This is a genomic window from Qipengyuania pacifica, from assembly GCF_019711555.1.
Classification (GTDB): domain Bacteria; phylum Pseudomonadota; class Alphaproteobacteria; order Sphingomonadales; family Sphingomonadaceae; genus Qipengyuania; species Qipengyuania pacifica.
In genome coordinates this window covers 155,493-173,334 of record NZ_JAIGNQ010000003.1, presented here as the reverse complement: position 1 = coordinate 173,334, position 17,842 = coordinate 155,493, and the positions used below count along the sequence as shown (strand labels likewise).

Below are 17,842 nucleotides of genomic sequence, written 5' to 3'. Positions count from 1 at the left end.
CTGCCGACTATTTGAGCTTTGCTGCAACAGGACTATAGGCTTCAACTATGAACTGGTTCACCCGCGTCCGCAATTCGATCACCTCGCTGTCCAAGCGCAGCACCGACAAGGATCTGTGGGTCAAATGCCCCAGCTGTCAGCAGATGGTGTTCGCGCAGGAATACGAAGACAATGCCTATGTCTGCCCGCGCTGCGATCACCATGGTCGCATCGGCGCGGACGAACGCCTGCGCCAGTTGATGGATGAAGGCTTCGAAGTTCTTCCGATCCCCGATGTGAAGGAAGATCCTCTCAAGTTCCGCGACACGGCAAAATACACCGACCGCCTGAAAAAGGCGCGCGCCAAGAGCCCGCACAAGGACGCCTTCCTCGTCGGCTCGGGTGCGATCGATGGCAAGCCCGCGGTGGTCGGGGTGCAGGATTTCGGCTTCATGGGCGGATCCATGGGCATGGCCGTAGGCACCGCCTTCTGCCAGGGTGCGGAACGCGCGCTTACCCGGCGCTGCCCCTATATCGTCGTCACCGCTGCTGGCGGCGCTCGCATGCAGGAAGGCATTCTCTCGCTCATGCAAATGCCCAAGGCGACCGTGATGACACGCCGCCTGAAGGAAGCCGGCTTGCCCTATATCGTGGTGCTTACCGATCCGACTACCGGCGGCGTGACGGCTAGCTACGCCATGCTCGGCGATATCCATATTGCCGAACCGGGCGCACTGATCGGCTTTGCCGGGCAGCGCGTCATTCAGGACACGATCCGCGAACAGTTGCCCGATGGCTTCCAGCGCGCCGAATATCTGCACAAGCATGGCATGGTGGACATGGTGGTCCATCGCCGCGACCTCAAAGCAACGCTGGCGACCCTGCTCGATTACCTCACCCCGGCCAAGGCTGCCTGAGGCACGGCATGCGGGACTTCGCCCGCTCCGACAGTCCGGCAGTACAGCGACAGCTGGACCGGCTGGGCGCGCTGTCCATTCCCGAAGGCAGGCTTGGACTCGATACGATACGCGCGCTCCTGGACAGGCTCGGCAACCCGCACCACCGCCTGCCGCCCGTCTTCCATGTCGCCGGAACCAACGGCAAGGGGTCGACCTGCGCCTTCCTGCGCGCAATGCTCGAGGAACAGGGACATACGGTCCATGTTACTACGAGCCCGCACCTTGTGCGGTACAACGAACGCATCCGTCTCGCAGGAACGCTGATCGATGACGATCGGCTGGCCGAACTGCTCGCCGAGGTGCTCGATGCAGGCGAAGATCTCGGCCCCAGCTTTTTCGAAGTCACGATCGCCGCAGCATTCTCCGAATTCGCCCGCGTCCCCGCCGATGCCTGCGTCGTGGAAGTCGGCCTGGGCGGACGCTTCGATGCGACCAATGTTCTGGAACCCGAAAGCGTCGCAGCCTGCGGCATTGCATCGCTCGGCATCGATCACGAACGCTTCCTGCTCACCCCGGAAGAAGGCGCTCCGACGGACCCGATCGCGCGCATTGCCTTCGAAAAGGCTGGTATCGCAAAGGCCGGGGTTCCACTCGTCTGCCTGTCCTATCCAGCCGATGCACGCGCCCAGATCCAGACCGCTGCGGAGCGGGCAAAAGCGCAGCTTGCGCTGCTCGATTACGACTGGGACGTCGAAATCGGCCTCGGCCTCAGCTATCGCGACCGGCGCGGCAACCTGAACCTGCCCCGCCCCGCGTTGCCCGGCGATCATCAGGCGCTGAACGCCTCGCTGGCCGTGGCCATGCTTCGCCATCAGGACAAGCTTAGGATTACGCCCGGGGCCATCGCTCGCGGGATGGGCCAGGCGCGCTGGCCCGCGCGCCTTCAGCGCCTTCTGCCGGGTCCGCTGGCCGGTCAGCGCGAAGTCTGGCTGGATGGCGGGCACAATGCCGATGCGGGCCGCATGTTGGGGAGGCACTTTTCGGGCCGACGCCTGCATCTCATCATCGGCATGCTGGAAAGCAAGGATCCCGCGGCCATCATCACGCCGCTGGCGGATAGCCTGGCCAGCATCTCCGCCGTCGCCGTGCCGGGGCATGACTGGCATCCGCCTGAAGCCTTCGGCGATCATGCAGCAGCGCAAAGCGATGTCGTGGCGGCTCTCGCCAGCCTGCCCGAAGACGGTCTGCCGGTGCTGATCGCCGGATCGCTCTATCTCGCCGGGGACGTTCTCCGGCAGAACGGCGAGCTACCCGACTAGAACGCCCGGCGCTCCCGCCAAGCTCATTCGGCTGGCTCAGCGGCGCCGGCCTCGGGCGCGACAATGCCGGCATCATCCTTCGCACGGCTGACCCGCCACCATTCGATGCAAACCAGCACTGCTGCCCCCAACCCGATCCAGGTCGTCAGTATGAATACGTCGTAATAACCCTGGTTCTCGATCATCTCGCCCAGAGCCCCGCGGCCGAGCGTCCCGACCAGCAGTGTCAGCGACGACAGAAGCGCATATTGGACTGCGCTGAACTTCTTCGACACGATCGATGACAGCCAGGCGATGTAGGCCGCGCCGGCTATACCGATCGCCAGGTTTTCGAAGGCAATCGTAATGGTCAGTCGGGCCAGATCGGCATCGCCGATGCCCGGCACCTGTTCGATCAGATAGGTAAAGCCTATTGCATCGCTGAACGCCTGCATATTCGCACCGCCGATGGCCATGTCGGCATACAGCAAGTTCGTCAGCGCTGCGAGGATACCGCCGATCAGCAGTGTTGCCATCCGCCCGATGGTGGTCAGCATCAGCCCCCCCAGCGCCAGCCCCGCGATGATTGCCCCAACGCCGAAGAACTTGGACGCGAAGGCCACGTCGTCATTGGTATACTGCAGCTCGCCCAGATAGAATGGATACGCAAAAGTACCCCAGATCGCATCGCAGATCCGATAGGTTAGGACGACGGCCAGGATCAGCACCAGCGACCAGCCCAGGCGGCCAACGAATTCCACCAAGGGCAGCACCAGTGCACGGTAGAGATGGTCGAGCGCATACGCAGTTCCGCCCACGGCCGGTGCATCTTCGGCAAGCAGGTTTCGCCCCTGCTTCTGCTGGCTCGACAGCCAGCCTGCGATCAGTGCGGGCAGAATGATCGTCGCCACGATGATCCACGGCCCCCATGTGAGCGTAAAATCGGTCGGATTGGGTCGATCTTCCGGCGCATACGTCATCGACATGATCATGAACGCCAGCACGGCACCGATAGCCAGTGCCCATAGAAGCGCAACGGCCGCCAGTGCGCGGTTCCGTACGGAAGGCACCAGTTCACCTGCCTTGCGCAGTGCGCGAACCTGTTCGTCGCCCTCCGTCAGTTCGGCCGCGCCTTCCGCATTCGGAGCGAACAGGCCGACCGCGCCGACGAACAGCAAGATGCCGCCCATCATCATATAGGTTTCCGGCCAGCCGATCCGCGCAGCGATGATCAGGCCGAGCGCGCCGCCCACCAGAGAGGAGAGGCGATAACCCATCTGGTAGACGGTGGAGAGAATGTCGATCGTCGCCACTTCGTCTGCGACATCGATGCGCCATGCATTGATCGCGATATCCTGTGTCGCACTGGCAAAGGCGCCGATCCCTGCCAGCAGCGAGAACATGCCGAGCTGCGTTCGCGGTTCGAGCACGCTCATCGTCACCAGGATCGCCCCCAGCAGAAGCTGCATCGGAATGATCCATTGCTTGCGCCTGCCCAGCTTTCGCAGCAGCGGAATATCCACCTTGTCGATCAGCGGCGACCACAGGAACTGGAATGCGTAAGCCAGACCGATGAGCGAGAAGATGCCCATCGTCTCGAGGTCCACATCCGCCTCGGTCAGCCAGGCAAACAGCGTACCCAGGAACAGTGCGAACGGCAGTCCGCTGGCAAAGCCGAACAGCAGCATGAAGCCGGTCTTGCGGTTGCCGAGCGCCAGACCAAGCGCTCGCCAGGCTGAAATCTTTTTCTTATGTTCTGCGACCGCGGCCATTCCCTAGCGTCCTTCCTATCGGGCGTGTAATTTGCAACACTAACGGAGTGTGAGAGAGAGGAACAGGCGTCATGAGCGATGTCGACACCAAACATTCGGCGCGGCGGCCAACCGACGGCATGCTGGCTTTGGCGAAGGACATCGCAGACGGGCGCATGCGCGATTCCTCGCAGGCTACCACCGTCCCCGCCAGCGTCTACACCGATCCCGGATACTGGGCGCGCGAGAAGGCCGCGATCTACGATCGGCTGCCGCAGATCCTCGCCCCGTCGGCGCTGCTTCCGGACCCCGGGATGGCAGTCCCTCACGATGCGACCGGGCGCCCCCTCCTGATCACGCGCGATGGCGAAGGCACCGCACGCGTATTCCTCAACGTCTGCCGCCACCGAGGCACCCGGCTGGTGGAAGGCGCCGAGGTGCAATGTACCAAAAAGCTTGTCTGCCCCTACCACGCATGGACCTATTCGGTGGACGGGCGATTGCTTGCCCTGCCCCGGCCCGACACCTTCCCGGGTCTCGACAAGAGCGACTACGGCCTTGTCGAACTGCCCAGCAGGGAGACCGGTGGCCTGATCTGGTTCTGCCCGCAGGATGGTCCAGCCGATTTCTCGCTGGCGGAAGAGATCGGGCAGGATTTCGATGCACTCGGCATGGGCGATCAGGTCCTGTTTCGCCGCAAGACGCACGAGGTCGCCGGTAACTGGAAGCTCATCATGGACGCCTTCCTGGAAAGTTATCACGTCACGCGCCTGCATGCAAAAACCATCGGCCCCTTCTTCAAGGACGGCGCCACCAGCGGCGATATGATCGGCCCCCATTCGCGCAGCGCTGTGGGGCGGCTCGAGGAAATGGAAGGCATCGATCTGGAGGATATGGCGCAGCTGCGCCGTGTGGTGACCTTCGCCTACCAACTTCTGCCGGGCGCCCTCATCATCCCTAGCCCGGACTATATCAATGTCATGGTGATGATGCCGCAGGCGCACGACCGCACGCTGGTCGAAGATTTCATGCTCATTCCGGAACACCCCGCGACCGACAAGGCGCGCGACCACTGGGAACGCAGCTGGGCCCTGCTCGATGGCGGCGTGTTCGCCGGTGAAGATTTCCGCGCGGCCGAGCTCGGGCAGCAGGGGCTCGCCACGGGGGCGGTCCCGCACCTCACCCTCGGTACACTCGAAGGCGGCATCCGGCGCTATCACGAAACCGTCGAAGAGGCTCTGCGCGCAGCCAACTGACGCGCTCACCGCGCTGGTCTCTGCTCAGCTTGCGCTTCCGCTTGGGCGGGGTTGTGTGTAATGGCGCGCCCATGGCCGACAATCGATTACCAGAAGAAGGCGACCGGATCGCCAAGTTACTCGCCCGTGCAGGCATAGCGAGCCGTCGAGAAATCGAACGCATGATCGCTGACGGTCGCGTATCGATCGACGGCAAGGTTCTGACCACACCCGCCGTGAAGCTGAACAACCTCAACGGTGTGACCGTGGACGGAAAGGCCGTCGCCCAGGCCGAAGCGCCGCGCCTCTTCGCGTTTCACAAACCCTCGGGCCTCATCACGGCAGAACGCGACCCCAAGGGCCGCCCGACCATCTACACAGCGCTGCGCAACGCCCTGCCCAAGAATGCCGGCCGGGTCATGCCCGTGGGGCGCCTCGACTTCAACACCGAGGGCCTGCTGCTGCTGACCAATGACGGCGAGATGAAGCGCGCGATGGAACTGCCGTCCTCCGGCATTCCGCGCACCTATCGCGCGCGCGCCTTCGGCGACATCACACAGGCGCAGCTCGACGAATTGATCGAAGGTATCGAAATCGACGGCATTCGCTACGGCCGGATCGAAGCCGATCTGGAACGCGGATCGGGCAAGAACCGCTGGGTTCAGATGACACTGACCGAAGGCAAGAACCGCGAAGTTCGCCTCGTGCTCGAACATCTCGGCCTGCAGGTCAATCGCCTGCTGCGTGTCGGCTACGGTCCATTCGAACTGGGCGAACTTGCCCGCGGACAGGCGGTGGAGATCCGTCAGGCGGACGTCGAACGCTTCCGCAAGCAATTGACCCGGGCCCGCAAATGAGAATCATCGCAGGCGAATGGCGCGGCCGCAGGCTGACCGCTCCGCCCGGAGAGGTGACACGCCCGACGGCGGATCGCACGCGCGAAACGCTCTTCAATATGCTCGCAAGCAGGCTCGGATCGTTCGAAGGAGTTAACGTCGTCGACCTGTTCGCTGGATCGGGTGCGCTCGGGCTCGAAGCGCTATCGCGTGGCGCTGCGTCCTGTCTCTTCGTCGAGCAGGATGCCGATGCGGTAAAATCCATCCGGAAGAATATCGAGTCCCTCGACGCGAGGACACGCACGACCGTCCAGCAGGCCTCCGTGATGAGCCTCGGTCCGGCAAAGGCCGCGCACGACCTGATCCTGCTCGATCCGCCTTACGATACCGGAGCAGGCCATGTCGCCATCGACCGGCTTACGCGTCTGGGATGGATCGGCCCGGCGACTTGGGTCGCGCTGGAAACCGGGGCAAGGGAAGAGCGCGAACTGCGCGGCCTCGAAGTTGTGGCGGACAGAAAAATGGGCAAGGCGAAGGTATCTCTTCTCCGCCTTGCCCAATGATTTGATCCAGACCGATTACATCGGATCGGTGGCTGCATCCGTTTCGGGTTCGACCGGAGCGGTAGTGTCGCCCATCGGATCGGCCGGTGCCGTAGTATCAGTCATCGGCTCGGTAGGGGCCGCCGGTGCGGTTGTTGTGGGCGCAGTGGTTGCCGGTGCAGTCTGGGCTGCGGCCTGAGCTTCGATCTGAGTCCACGCCTGCGCCTGCTGCTCGGCGCTTAAGGCAGTGATCGTCACCTTGTTTTCATCCGAAATCCGCCAGAACAGTTCCTGACGCTCCGGTGTAAGGCCCCAGTAATAAGCCTTTACATCTTCCGGCCAGGCGTCGAACTGAGTCTGCTGCTCGGTCGGCCATCCGTCATAGGAAACCTGTTGTTCGGCCGTCATAGCCGTGGACGGGGTCGTCGCAGCATCGGGAGTGTCGGTTTCCGCTGCAGTCATTTCCTGTGCAACAGCCGGGATAGATACGGCAGCAAGTGCGCCGCCAGCTATGTAATAGAATGTCTTACGCATCATTGGTCCTTTCGTTTGGCCACTCGGCCTTCCTGAGGCACAATTCGCATGTGCTCGATTATGCGGGATCAACGGACGGTGCGGGGATTTGGCTGCGGCTCGAACGCAGCCGCGGACCGGTTTGTCGTAAAATGTGCTCAAAATGCGGCAAGCTGCGCCTCGCCCCGTAAGATAATTTCGAGGAAAACCCGCCAACACCATGATGAGAATAAGAAAAAGGGCGGGAACACCATGGTGTCCCCGCCCCTCCAAGCGTCGCGCTGCCAGCTTGGGCGCGCGAGCGGAAAGCCTGTTGTTATGAACCTGGCTTGGTCGCAGGCAGCGGCTCGTCGATTTCGCTCGCGGGCTTGCCCGGCCAGTATTCGAGCGGACGGGTGCCGGTCTTGTTCTTTTCCCAGCTGTTGATGCAACCGTCCTGCTGATCGCCGCGGCAGACGGGCACGTCTTCACCCGATGCAGCAGCGTAACCCGACGGCGTTGCCTGCGTGACTTCCTTGCTCACGAACCGCGGCGTGGCCGAACTCGTGGACGCACCGGCGGTCGTCGCAGTACGCGCCGTTGCCGTGCTGGACGGGGCAGAAGTGGTCGCAGCCGGGGCAGCGCTCATCTGCGAAGAAATCTGCGTCCATGCCTGCGTGCGGGCTTCAGGCGTCATTTCATAGATGCGCACGCGCTGATCGTCCGTCAGCACCCACCAGCCTTCGACCTGCGCCGGGGTTAGCGTCCAGTAATATTCCTGCACCTCGTCAGGCCAGGCGTCATAGGTCGTCTGCCGGTCGGCAGGCCAGCCGTCATACATGGTCTGCTGCTCGTCTGTCAGCACATAGACCGTACCGTCGGCATCTACTGCCACGTCCTGCGCGATGGCAGGAACGGCCGTAAAGGCGATTGCTGCGGCGCCGGCGAAGATAAGATTACGCATAGGAGAAGTCTCCATTATCGTTGTCATTGCCCGTCTTACGCAGGAAACGGGTCGTCGGTTCCAGAGGGGGGCCATGCGCAGGGCTTGTGTTCTGCCTTGGCGTTCCCTAGCTGTTCCGGACTTCATGTCCGACCCATCACCCTCGTCCGGCGCGCTCGAAAAGGCGCAGATTCCCGCCTATGCGGCCCAGCTGAACGCACCCCAGCGCGATGCCGTATTGACCACGGAAGGACCGGTGTTGATGCTTGCTGGGGCGGGCACCGGCAAGACCGCGGCACTCACCGCACGTTTGGCACATCTCATCGCAACCCGGCGCGCATGGCCCAGCGAAATCCTGTGCGTCACCTTCACCAACAAGGCAGCGCGCGAAATGCGCGAGCGTGTGGGCCGTCATATCGGGGATGCCGTCGAAGGCATGCCGTGGTTGGGGACGTTCCATTCCATCGGCGCACGCATGCTGCGCCGTCACGCCGAACTGGTGGGACTGGAAAGCAATTATACAATCATCGATACCGACGATCAGCTTCGTCTGCTCAAGCAGTTGATCCAGGAAAACGATCTCGACGAAAAGCGCTGGCCCGCCCGCCAACTGGCCGGTTTGATCGACCGTTGGAAGAACCGTGGGCTCAATCCCGGCGATCTCGATGCGGTCGAAAATGAAGCTTATGCCAATGGCCGCGGCGCGCAGTTCTACAAACTGTATCAGGACCGCCTCAAGACCCTCAACGCCTGCGACTTCGGCGATTTGCTATTGCATATCCTCAACATCTTTCGCGATCACCGCGATGTGCTGGAACAGTATCAGCAGCGCTTCAAATATATCCTCGTCGACGAATATCAGGATACCAATCAGGTCCAGTACCTCTGGCTGCGCCTGCTTGCCCAGGCGCGCAAGAACATCTGCGTGGTGGGCGATGATGATCAGTCCATATATTCATGGCGCGGCGCAGAAGTCGCCAATATCCTCAAGTTTGAAAAGGATTTTCCTGGCGCAGCTGTGATCAAGCTTGAACAGAACTACCGCTCCACGCCGCAGATTCTTGCCGCGGCATCGGGGCTTATCGATGCCAATAGCGAACGGCTCGGCAAGACGCTGTGGACCGAACTGCCCGCCGGCGAAAAGGTCCGGGTTATCGGCGTCTGGGATGCGCCCGAAGAAGCGCGCCGCGTGGGCGAAGAGATAGAGCGGCTGGAAGCCGAAGGCGCTCCGCTGGACGAGGTGGCCATCCTTGTTCGCGCACAATATCAGACGCGCGAATTCGAAGACCGCTTCATCCAGATCGGCCTCAACTATCGCATTGTGGGCGGCTTCCGCTTCTACGAACGTGCCGAGATCCGAGACGCGCTCGCCTATCTGCGCACCATTGCCCAGCCGGCCGACGATCTGGCATTCGAACGGATCTACAATCAGCCCAAGCGCGGCCTTGGCGCAAAGACGCTGGAAGCCATGCGCCGCCATGCGCGTCGCACGCAGACGCCGCTGGCCGCCGCCAGTCTCGACCTGTGCGATACGGACGAATTGCCGGCGCGCGCACGCAACACTCTGATCGGCCTACTCGGCCAGTTCGTCCACTGGCGGGAGCTATCGGAACAGATCACGCCGTCCGAACTGTTGCGCACGGTGATTGCCGAAAGCGGTTACGAGGACATGCTGCAGAAGGATCGCAGCGCCGAAAGCGCGGGTCGCCTCGAAAACCTGACCGAACTTGCCCGCGCCATGGAAGAATACGACACGCTCGGCGATTTCCTCGAACATGTTAGCCTGGTGATGGACAATGAACGGGCCAATGACGGTGAGAAAGTCACCATCATGACCATGCATGCGGCCAAGGGGCTGGAGTTCGATCATGTCTTCCTCCCCGGTTGGGAAGAAGGCGTCTTCCCGAGCCAACGCGCTATCGACGAAGGCGGGTTGGCCAGCCTCGAGGAAGAGCGCCGCCTCGCCTATGTCGCGATCACGCGCGCAAAGCGCCGCTGCTCGATCTTTCACGCTGCAAACCGCCGCATCTATGGCCAGTGGACCAGTTCGATACCCAGCCGCTTTATCGAGGAACTGCCCGAAGAACACGTGAAGAGCGAAACCACCATGACCGGTGGTGCCTCGCTCTGGCGCGCGAACTGGAGCGAGACCGACGACCCCTTCGCCCACGTGTCCTCCAACCGCCCGGATCGCTCGGGCGCGCGTGGCCCCGGATGGCAGCGGGCCCTGTCGACGAAATATGATGCGACGCCCAAGCGTATAGCCGAACCGGGCCGCAGCGCCGCCAGCTTCGCCGCCAAGCCCCGCAGCGACATCGCCGATGGCGCCCGAGTCTTTCATGACAAGTTCGGCTACGGCACCGTAACCGGCCAGGAAGGCAATAAGCTGACGATCGATTTCGAAAAAGCTGGCGAAAAACGCGTGCTCGACAGCTTCGTCACCCTGGCCGACTAGACCGCCTCATCGCATCCCTGCGCAAGCGGCGCACTTTCACGCTTCCAGTATCGCCTCTCGAATGGGCGACCTAGCTCACCGAGAAAGCCCCGCGTACCTTCCGCGATGCCCGTCTCGCAATTCAGATAGGGTGCCGGGTCCCGATAGGTTCCGAAAAGCCGATCCCACATCGTGACCGTATTGCCATAATTGGCCCCCATCAGCGCTTCGTCGCGAATATGGTGGAGCCGATGCGCGGCTGGTGAAATCATTACTTTGCCCAAGAGACCCAGAGTCCATGGGACATCGGCGTGAATAAAAAATGCCCACCAACTGCGAAGAACGCCGGCCGTTGCAATCGCCCATTCAGGGAAGCCGATCAAAAAAAGGATCCAGACGTCGATCAGTACACTAAGCAGCTTGCTCAGCGGATGTTTGCGCTGCACCGAAAGCCAATGCAGCGCCGTGTCTGCATGATGGGTTGCGTGGATCGGCCAGAGCATAGGATGGTGCTCCGCTCGATGCCGCCAGTAAACGACAAAATCGGACACAAGCACGGTAACTGCGACGACGATCACATCGTAACTATTGCTCCAGAATGCCATCATCGCGGGCATCACAGCGATGTGATTGCGAATGAAACCTTCAGGCATGACGAATAGCGGAGCGAGAAGGACGATATTAAACAGCATCAACGCAAGATTTGTAGTGAACTCACCATGCACGCGCGTCAGCGCTTTTCCGATCGCGCGGCGCTTGACCACCAGAGCCAGCGCACCAAACAATGAACCGGCCATCGCCAACATAGTCAGCGCCTTCAGCGCATGGTGGGCTATCGTTTCCATAAACCGCCGATATGCCGCGGCTGTAGTTAGGAACCCGTTAAATCAGGTGGCGGAAATGTCGAGAAAGCCCGGGCGCGGCCCGTTCCATTCGCCCGCTGCAACCGGCGCTTCGTCTTCGTTGCGGCTTTTGCGCGGCTCGCGTTTGGCCTTCGGTGCTCGCTCCGGCTTGGTCCGCGGCGCGACCTCGTCGTCCTCGCGCTTCTTCCGGCTGCGCTTGGGCTGCTCTTCCGGCTCCGCCGTCTCTTCGGGCTTCGGCGTATTCTCGACCAGATCGACGCGCACGTCCTTCTTGCCGAACACGGGTACTTTCGCACCGGTCAGCTTCTCGACGTTGGCGATCGCCTCGGCGTCTTCTTCTGCCACGAAGGTGAACGCGCGGCCCTTGGCGCCCGCCCTGCCCGTGCGGCCGATGCGGTGAACGTAATCGTCCGGGTGCCAGGGCGTGTCGAAATTGAACACGTGGCTCACGCCTTTTACGTCGAGGCCGCGCGCTGCAACGTCTGATGCAACGAGAATGTTGATCTCGCCCTTCTTGAACCGGTCGAGTTCCTTCAGGCGATTCGATTGATCCATGTCCCCGTGGATTTCGCCACTCCGGAAGCCATGGCGCTGCAGGCTCTTGTTGAGCTCGCGCACCGTCGTCTTGCGGTTGGCAAAGACGATCGCGGTTTCGACCTGGTCGTGATTGAGCAGCCAGCGCAGCGTCTCGCGCTTCTGACGGCTCTTCACCGGAATCTTGAAAGCGGTGATGTCTTTATTCGTGGTCGCGGCGCGGCTGACCTCGATCCGCTTGGGATTATTGAGGAATTTCTTCGTCAGCTTCTCGATCGGGGGCGGCATCGTCGCCGAGAAGAGCATCGTCTGCCGCGTTTCCGGCAGTTTCGAACAGATGAACTCGATGTCGGGAATGAAACCCATGTCGAGCATGCGGTCCGCTTCGTCGATAACCAGCAGTTCGCAGCCATTCAGCAGGATCTTGCCCCGCTCGAACAGATCCATCAGGCGGCCCGGCGTCGCGATCAGCACATCGACGCCTTCGTTCAGCGCCTTGACCTGATCGCCCATCTGCACGCCGCCGATCAGCAAGGCGAGCTTGAGGTCGTGATTCTTGCCGTATTTCTCGAAGTTTTCGGCGACCTGGGCTGCCAGCTCGCGGGTCGGCGCCAGGATCAGCGAACGCGGCATCAGCGCCCGGCGGCGGCCGCTGGCCATGATGTCGATCATGGGCAGCACGAAACTCGCCGTCTTGCCCGTACCCGTCTGGGCTATACCGATGATGTCCTTCATCATCAGCACCGGCGGGATGGCCTCGCGCTGGATGTCGGTCGGCTCGGTATAGCCGGCTTCGCTTACTGCCCTGAGCAAGTCTTCGGAAAGGCCGAGATCGGCAAAAGTCATGTGGTTCGAAATTGTCCCTGGAACATGGGCCGACGCGAAATTGCGCATGCGCAGCATCGGCTGGCGCCGCCCTTCGCCGGAAATGCGGTAAAAGTCAAGAAAACGGCGTTAGTAGCCCTTCAGCGATCCCCGCCCACCGCTACGAGGCGGCTGAAATGGGAAATCCGGCATTTCGCTCCGGCCCTCGACATCAGCCGATCGCGATCCACGCAAAGTTTCCCGTCCTCACTACGTTCGACATAAAAGCCGAGGTAGAAGTCGCGGGGGCTGCAGGACTTTTCCAACTCGGCCGAAATGATGTGCCGGTCCCGCATGTACATCATCAACCTGCTACCGCGATCGGAAACACCTACGATGTCGCCGGCATCTACACATTTCCCGTGCGGACGCTCGACCAACCGTGGGGGAACCGCCTGCTGCGGCAACTCGCTCAACATGCTTCGGCTGATGCTGCTCGGCCGCGGGCTGACGCGCATGATCACCCGCCGCTCGATCCTGACCTGATTGACGATCGGTATTATCGTCGTGTCGACGAATCCGCGCCAATTCGGTCCACGCGCAGACAGCGCTTTCAGATCGACCGACCCAGCCTCGCTATCATGGACATGATGTGCGGCCATGTCAGATCCCATCCCCTGCGGAGTGCCCAATGCGATAAGCATGGCAGCCAGGGGGGAAAGCAAGGACATGGGGTTGGTACGAAAGCTCCTCTGCCCGCAGGTTTTGGTGACGTGCGGAAATCCAGAGAATGCCGATGCGCCCCCACGCTTGAATGCGGGCTTAATTGTTCGGCATAGATTGGCAAGTGCTGGCAATCACTTGTCAGGATGTGGCAAAGACGCCGCATTATGAGAGACAGAGACACGTTCCGAAGCGCTGCGACAGAATTGCTGGGGCCGCGAGGGTTCACATACGACAAGGATCTTGTGGAACCTTGGCTGACCGACTGGCGTGGCCGTTACACCGGCAAGGCTGTCGGGCTGGCATCTCCCGCGTCGACCGATGAAGTGTTGCGCTTCGTGAAGCTGTGCAGCGCGTATGGCGTACCCATCGTACCACAGGGCGGTAACAGCGGAATGTCGGGCGGTGCTACGCCAGACGACGGGGGCGAAAGCGTGATTCTTTCACTTCGCCGAATGAACACAATCCGCGAGCTGGACGTCGCTGCCCAGCAGGTTACCTGCGACGCTGGTGTGGTCTTGCAAACGCTGCACGAGGCCGCAGAAGCGGAAGGCCTTCGGTTTCCCTTGACCCTCGGCGGGAAGGGGTCGGCCACGATTGGCGGCCTTGTTTCAACGAATGCCGGGGGCACGCAGGTCCTGCGCCACGGTACCATGCGTGCGCAGGTTCTCGGCTTGGAAGGTGTACTGGCGGATGGTTCCGTTTTGTCGAACCTCGTCCCGCTCAAGAAAGACAATCGCGGTTTCGATCTCAAACAATTGCTGATCGGTTCTGAAGGAACTCTTGGAATTGTTACGGCCGCCACATTGCGTCTCGTGCCGCAAACGGCGCAGCGGCGTGTGGCATGGATCGGCTTGTCGAGCATTTCGAGCGCGCGCGAATTGCTGCTTCACTACGAGAAACGTGCAGGCGATGCGCTAGAAGGCTTCGAAGTGCTGCCTCACCATTGCCTACAGTCGGTGCTCGCACATCTGCCCGATTCGCGAAGTCCATTGTCCAGTGACCACGCATGGTACGCATTGGTCGAACTGGTCGCCGAAGCGGCTGACGCAGACGCGATCGACGGGCTCGCCGAAGACGTGCTGCACAGCGCTATGGAACGTGACCTCATCCAAGATGCGGTGATATCTGCGAGCGAAGCGCAGGCGGAAGCTTTTTGGTTGCTGCGCGAGAGCATCTCTCCTGCAGAAAGAGCCATCGGCCCAGCGATGCAGCATGACATTTCCGTCCCGGTGGCGCGCATGGCCGAGTTCGTCGAATCCGCCTCTCCCGAAATCGAAAAACGCTTTCCCGGCACGACAGCAATTGGATTCGGGCACCTTGGCGACGGCAATATCCATTATCACGTACTTGCCCCCCCAGGGGCCGTCCAAGGCGAATGGGAAATGACTGACGGCAAAATCATCAGCGCCTTTGTGCATGATCTTGTCACCGAGTTTGGCGGATCGATCAGCGCGGAACACGGGATCGGTCAGATGAAGCGTGACGAATTAAGCAGGCTTGGCGATCCCGTGGCGCTAGGACTAATGCGGACTATAAAACAGGCGCTCGACCCACAGGGAATACTCAATCCTGGCAAACTCGTGCCGCTTGCACCCGACGCGCCAACACCGTAAAGCGCCCGCATCGAACGCTTGCCTGCCGGCTTGTCGACAATCCAACTGAATTTCGGAGAGATCCATGGCCAGCGCGCCGCAGCCCAACCTGCCCCTGTTTTTCAAAGACCTCATGCCGCTCAATAGCAAGGACCATGCGAACTATCGCTCGCGTCCGATGACCAAGGCGCCATGGCTTGCCAAACAGCATGCCATCCCCCTGACAGTCGATGAATTCGTGCAGGCACAGCGTGACATGCCGATCGTGTTTTCCACCGGCCCCGATGCCGTGCCGCTGGCACTGATGGGCCTCAACGATGGCGTAAACACCTTCTGCGACGATGAAGGCACTGTCACCGAGCAGGTTTACATTCCTGCTTATGTCCGTCGTTACCCGTTCATGCTTGCTCGGCTGAACCAGAACAGCGACGATCTTTCGCTGTGCTTCGATCCGACTGCTGAAAACATCGGCGAGTTCGAAGATGGCCAGCCTCTTTTCGAAGATGGCCAGCCCAGCGAAGGCACCAAGGAAATCCTCAACTTCTGCGAACAGTTCGAGCATGCCGGTCAACGCACGCAGAATTTCATGAAGGAATTGAAGGACCACGACCTGCTGATGGAAGGCGAAGTCGCCATCACGGAACAGGGTAATGACAAGCCTTTCGTTTATCGCGGTTTCCAGATGATCAATCAGGAAAAGCTGCGCGAACTTCGCGGCGACCAGTTGCGCAAGTGGACCGAGAATGGCTTGCTGCCGCTCATCTGGGCACAGATCTTTTCGATGGACATGATGCGCACGATCTTCGGTCGTCAGATCCAGCAAGGCAAAGTCCCGCAGCCCGACGCCGCCACCGCGGCAGTGCCTACTGCGTAAGGCCTCAAAACCCAGCAAATCGAGGGCGCGCCCGCATGCGGGTTGCGCCCTCTTTCCATTTACCGACCGCTCCACTTTGGAGAGCCGCGCTCTTGCCGACACTCCTCGGCATCTCGCCTCTGACGAGGCGCATTGCGGCGAACTGTTTTAAGTCAGCGCCGAATCTCTCCGAACCGCTTGAACCGGCTTCATACCCACCTATTTTGGTGATGCTGGCAGGGCTTCCCCTCATGGCTCTTCCGGCAGATGCACGTGAGTGCATTTCCTCCCTGAACCTTGGCCACCTCGCGCAACTGCGCGAGGTGGTTTTTTATCGTCTACCTACTCCGCTGCCTGTGGCATCTGCCGGTTGCCACTGATGGCCTCCACCTCGGCAGCCATCGTCTCGACAAGCCCTGCCAGCAATTTAGTGATTGCCCCCGCCCGAAAACTCGGCTGATCGAGATTGGCATCGAGATACGACGTGCGGCACACCTCTATCTGCATGGCATGTATGCCTCGCGCGGTTTGTCCATATCGATCAAGGACGTATCCTCCCGAATAAGGACGGTTGTGCGCAACACGCCGACCTTGTGCCGAAAGATAGCGAATGGCCAGATCGACCAATCCGGGATCACAGGAAGCGCCGAACCGATCGCCGATCACGAATTCGGCCGGTCGGTCCTCCGGATGCGTTTTCCGCAGCGGCGGCATCGAATGCAGGTCAATCAAGAGCACATCGCCCCACCGATCGCGCAGCCTTTCCAATTCACTGGCCAGAGCCATGTGATAGGGCCTGTAAATCCCTTTGATCCAGCTATCGAGCTCAGCCTTCTCAAGGGGTTGCCGCCAGATTTCCCCCATGCCGGGAATGCGGCGCGGTACGAGGCCCAATCCATTGCGTGAGCGACGATTGGCAAGCGAGTGGCGAACCGCACGGGGCTTTTCGCCGCGAACCATGGACCAATCGATATCGTCTGCCGACCGGTTCAGATCGATCATTGCGCGAGGCGCGTCTGCCATCATCAGGCTAGCCCCCGCCGACGCCGCGACTGGCCGGGCGACGACGTCGATATAGCGATCCTCGAGCCGAAGCATTGCCTGCGCGGGATCTCGAAGTGCCGAAACGACTGCGTCGGGATAGCACCGCCCGCTATGTGGAACTGATACAAGAACCGGAACGCTGCATTGCGCCGAGCGCCAAAGCCGATAGGCCGGTCCGGCACATCCGGCGATCTGCCCACCACTCGAAAGCTCGATTTCCGTCGCCGATTCTGACTGAATCTCCCGCATCGAACGAGCGTTGTCCGCGAAAGATCATTAATCAAGACCGGAATTGCCAAGCCCCGGCTACGGTGCGCAAAAACTGTCCCATATTTACATTACCCGTTTGCGATACATGCTTTTTTAAAGCGGGGGGGTTACAAGGCCCCCATGACGAACACAGCGACTCAGCGGATCCTGCTTGCAGAGGATGACGATGCAATGCGCGTTTATCTCGAACGCGCCCTCGTCAATGCTGGATACGAGGTGGATTCGGTTGATCGCGGCACCGCTGCCGTTCCCCTCCTGGTGGAAAGCGATTACGACCTGTTGCTGTCCGATATCGTCATGCCGGAAATGGATGGCATCGAACTTGCCCAGAAATGCAATGAGGTAAGCCCGCATACAAAGGTGATGTTCATCACCGGATTTGCCGCGGTTACGTTGAAGGCGAGCCGTGAGCAGCCGCATGCCAAGGTTCTGTCAAAACCCTTTCATTTGCGTGACCTCGTACTGGAAGTCGAACGGGTCTTGGACGACCGCGTGAGCGCCCGTCTGCAATAACTGGCGAATTGCCCTTGCGCGGCCAGATCAGCCTCGCTAAAGGGCCCGCCTGCCCCGGAAAGGGGCGCTCGATGGTGCGGGCGTATAGCTCAGTGGTAGAGCACTATGTTGACATCGTAGGGGTCGCAAGTTCAATCCTTGCTACGCCCACCATCGAAGCCTGAAGGTCGGCCCGGCCCATATGGGCGGCCCCTTGGCCCCAAGCCATTTCATCGCATTCTCGACCCGCTCGAT

At 61.0% G+C, this 17,842-nt stretch carries 16 protein-coding genes and 1 tRNA gene; 10 read left to right on the top strand and 7 right to left on the bottom strand.

Annotation, left to right across the window (positions count from 1 at the left end; translation table 11 throughout):
* Positions 1–47 precede the first annotated feature (47 nt).
* A complete protein-coding gene (gene accD, locus K3177_RS10545; RefSeq protein ID WP_103023608.1) occupies positions 48–896 on the top strand; it encodes an acetyl-CoA carboxylase, carboxyltransferase subunit beta in 849 nt (282 codons plus the stop codon).
* Positions 897–904: 8 nt separating this feature from the next.
* Positions 905–2,197, top strand: a complete 1,293-nt coding sequence (locus K3177_RS10540) for a bifunctional folylpolyglutamate synthase/dihydrofolate synthase (RefSeq protein ID WP_221598239.1) — start codon at positions 905–907, stop codon at positions 2,195–2,197.
* Positions 2,198–2,220: 23 nt separating this feature from the next.
* Here K3177_RS10540 and K3177_RS10535 read toward each other — a convergent pair whose 3' ends face one another.
* Positions 2,221–3,948, bottom strand: a complete 1,728-nt coding sequence (locus tag K3177_RS10535; protein WP_221598238.1) for an AmpG family muropeptide MFS transporter — start codon at positions 3,946–3,948, stop codon at positions 2,221–2,223.
* Positions 3,949–4,019: 71 nt separating this feature from the next.
* On the opposite strand from K3177_RS10535, the gene K3177_RS10530 reads away from it, so the two are divergent.
* The 3 genes from K3177_RS10530 to rsmD all read left to right on the top strand — a co-directional run bounded on the left by K3177_RS10530 (position 4,020) and on the right by rsmD (position 6,561).
* Positions 4,020–5,183 (top strand): aromatic ring-hydroxylating oxygenase subunit alpha, encoded by a 1,164-nt coding sequence (locus K3177_RS10530; protein WP_221598237.1) that lies wholly within the window; start codon positions 4,020–4,022, stop codon positions 5,181–5,183.
* A 71-nt stretch (positions 5,184–5,254) separates the two neighbouring features.
* Positions 5,255–6,019, top strand: a complete 765-nt coding sequence (locus K3177_RS10525; protein WP_103023604.1) for a pseudouridine synthase — start codon at positions 5,255–5,257, stop codon at positions 6,017–6,019.
* On the top strand, positions 6,016–6,561 hold the full coding sequence (gene rsmD / locus K3177_RS10520; protein WP_221598236.1) for a 16S rRNA (guanine(966)-N(2))-methyltransferase RsmD: 546 nt from the start codon (positions 6,016–6,018) through the stop codon (positions 6,559–6,561). The genes K3177_RS10525 and rsmD overlap by 4 nt, the downstream gene beginning before the upstream one ends.
* 15 nt (positions 6,562–6,576) lie before the next feature.
* On the opposite strand, the gene K3177_RS10515 is transcribed toward rsmD, so the two are convergent.
* Both K3177_RS10515 and K3177_RS10510 read right to left on the bottom strand, forming a co-directional pair.
* Positions 6,577–7,074 carry a hypothetical protein gene (locus K3177_RS10515; protein ID WP_221598235.1) on the bottom strand — a complete coding sequence of 166 codons (498 nt, stop codon included), beginning with the start codon at positions 7,072–7,074 and terminating at the stop codon, positions 6,577–6,579.
* A 295-nt stretch (positions 7,075–7,369) separates the two neighbouring features.
* Positions 7,370–7,996 carry a hypothetical protein gene (locus K3177_RS10510; protein ID WP_221598234.1) on the bottom strand — a complete coding sequence of 209 codons (627 nt, stop codon included), beginning with the start codon at positions 7,994–7,996 and terminating at the stop codon, positions 7,370–7,372.
* A 124-nt stretch (positions 7,997–8,120) separates the two neighbouring features.
* Between K3177_RS10510 and K3177_RS10505 the strand changes: the two genes are divergently transcribed.
* A complete protein-coding gene (locus K3177_RS10505) occupies positions 8,121–10,430 on the top strand; it encodes an ATP-dependent helicase (RefSeq protein WP_221598233.1) in 2,310 nt (769 codons plus the stop codon).
* Here K3177_RS10505 and K3177_RS10500 read toward each other — a convergent pair.
* From K3177_RS10500 to K3177_RS10490, 3 genes are all read right to left on the bottom strand, one after another.
* Complete coding sequence (locus tag K3177_RS10500; RefSeq protein WP_221598232.1) at positions 10,427–11,254, bottom strand: sterol desaturase family protein; 828 nt, start codon at positions 11,252–11,254, stop codon at positions 10,427–10,429. The two genes, K3177_RS10505 and K3177_RS10500, sit on opposite strands and share 4 nt — an antisense overlap.
* Positions 11,255–11,296: 42 nt before the next feature.
* Positions 11,297–12,652, bottom strand: coding sequence for a DEAD/DEAH box helicase (locus tag K3177_RS10495; RefSeq protein ID WP_221598231.1), 1,356 nt, complete (start codon positions 12,650–12,652; stop codon positions 11,297–11,299).
* 119 nt (positions 12,653–12,771) lie between these two features.
* Positions 12,772–13,272, bottom strand: coding sequence for a hypothetical protein (locus K3177_RS10490; protein WP_221598230.1), 501 nt, complete (start codon positions 13,270–13,272; stop codon positions 12,772–12,774).
* 228 nt (positions 13,273–13,500) lie between these two features.
* Between K3177_RS10490 and K3177_RS10485 the strand changes: the two genes are divergently transcribed.
* A complete protein-coding gene (locus K3177_RS10485; RefSeq protein ID WP_221598229.1) occupies positions 13,501–14,949 on the top strand; it encodes an FAD-binding oxidoreductase in 1,449 nt (482 codons plus the stop codon).
* Between the two features lie 64 nt (positions 14,950–15,013).
* The gene (locus tag K3177_RS10480; RefSeq protein ID WP_196845938.1) at positions 15,014–15,802 is read left to right on the top strand and encodes a SapC family protein; all 789 of its coding nucleotides are present in this window, start codon (positions 15,014–15,016) and stop codon (positions 15,800–15,802) included.
* Positions 15,803–16,123: 321 nt separating this feature from the next.
* Here the strand turns inward: K3177_RS10480 and K3177_RS10475 are convergent, their stop codons facing one another.
* Complete coding sequence (locus K3177_RS10475) at positions 16,124–17,074, bottom strand: N-formylglutamate amidohydrolase (protein WP_221598228.1); 951 nt, start codon at positions 17,072–17,074, stop codon at positions 16,124–16,126.
* Between the two features lie 141 nt (positions 17,075–17,215).
* Between K3177_RS10475 and cpdR the strand changes: the two genes are divergently transcribed.
* Both cpdR and K3177_RS10465 read left to right on the top strand, forming a co-directional pair.
* Positions 17,216–17,608, top strand: coding sequence for a cell cycle two-component system response regulator CpdR (cpdR, locus tag K3177_RS10470; protein ID WP_221598227.1), 393 nt, complete (start codon positions 17,216–17,218; stop codon positions 17,606–17,608).
* A gap of 78 nt (positions 17,609–17,686) precedes the next feature.
* Positions 17,687–17,761, top strand: a tRNA-Val gene (locus K3177_RS10465).
* The last annotated feature ends 81 nt before the right edge of the window (positions 17,762–17,842 follow it).

Excerpts from the sequence above, each read along its gene's own strand:
- accD (WP_103023608.1), top strand. The coding sequence starts at position 48 with ATGAACTGGTTCACCCGCGTCCGCAATTCGATCACCTCGCTGTCCAAG.
- K3177_RS10540 (WP_221598239.1), top strand. The coding sequence starts at position 905 with ATGCGGGACTTCGCCCGCTCCGACAGTCCGGCAGTACAGCGACAGCTG.
- K3177_RS10535 (WP_221598238.1), bottom strand. The coding sequence starts at position 3,948 with ATGGCCGCGGTCGCAGAACATAAGAAAAAGATTTCAGCCTGGCGAGCG.
- K3177_RS10530 (WP_221598237.1), top strand. The coding sequence starts at position 4,020 with ATGAGCGATGTCGACACCAAACATTCGGCGCGGCGGCCAACCGACGGC.
- K3177_RS10525 (WP_103023604.1), top strand. The coding sequence starts at position 5,255 with ATGGCCGACAATCGATTACCAGAAGAAGGCGACCGGATCGCCAAGTTA.
- rsmD (WP_221598236.1), top strand. The coding sequence starts at position 6,016 with ATGAGAATCATCGCAGGCGAATGGCGCGGCCGCAGGCTGACCGCTCCG.
- K3177_RS10515 (WP_221598235.1), bottom strand. The coding sequence starts at position 7,074 with ATGCGTAAGACATTCTATTACATAGCTGGCGGCGCACTTGCTGCCGTA.
- K3177_RS10510 (WP_221598234.1), bottom strand. The coding sequence starts at position 7,996 with ATGCGTAATCTTATCTTCGCCGGCGCCGCAGCAATCGCCTTTACGGCC.
- K3177_RS10505 (WP_221598233.1), top strand. The coding sequence starts at position 8,121 with ATGTCCGACCCATCACCCTCGTCCGGCGCGCTCGAAAAGGCGCAGATT.
- K3177_RS10500 (WP_221598232.1), bottom strand. The coding sequence starts at position 11,254 with ATGGAAACGATAGCCCACCATGCGCTGAAGGCGCTGACTATGTTGGCG.
- K3177_RS10495 (WP_221598231.1), bottom strand. The coding sequence starts at position 12,652 with ATGACTTTTGCCGATCTCGGCCTTTCCGAAGACTTGCTCAGGGCAGTA.
- K3177_RS10490 (WP_221598230.1), bottom strand. The coding sequence starts at position 13,272 with ATGGCCGCACATCATGTCCATGATAGCGAGGCTGGGTCGGTCGATCTG.
- K3177_RS10485 (WP_221598229.1), top strand. The coding sequence starts at position 13,501 with ATGAGAGACAGAGACACGTTCCGAAGCGCTGCGACAGAATTGCTGGGG.
- K3177_RS10480 (WP_196845938.1), top strand. The coding sequence starts at position 15,014 with ATGGCCAGCGCGCCGCAGCCCAACCTGCCCCTGTTTTTCAAAGACCTC.
- K3177_RS10475 (WP_221598228.1), bottom strand. The coding sequence starts at position 17,074 with ATGCGGGAGATTCAGTCAGAATCGGCGACGGAAATCGAGCTTTCGAGT.
- cpdR (WP_221598227.1), top strand. The coding sequence starts at position 17,216 with ATGACGAACACAGCGACTCAGCGGATCCTGCTTGCAGAGGATGACGAT.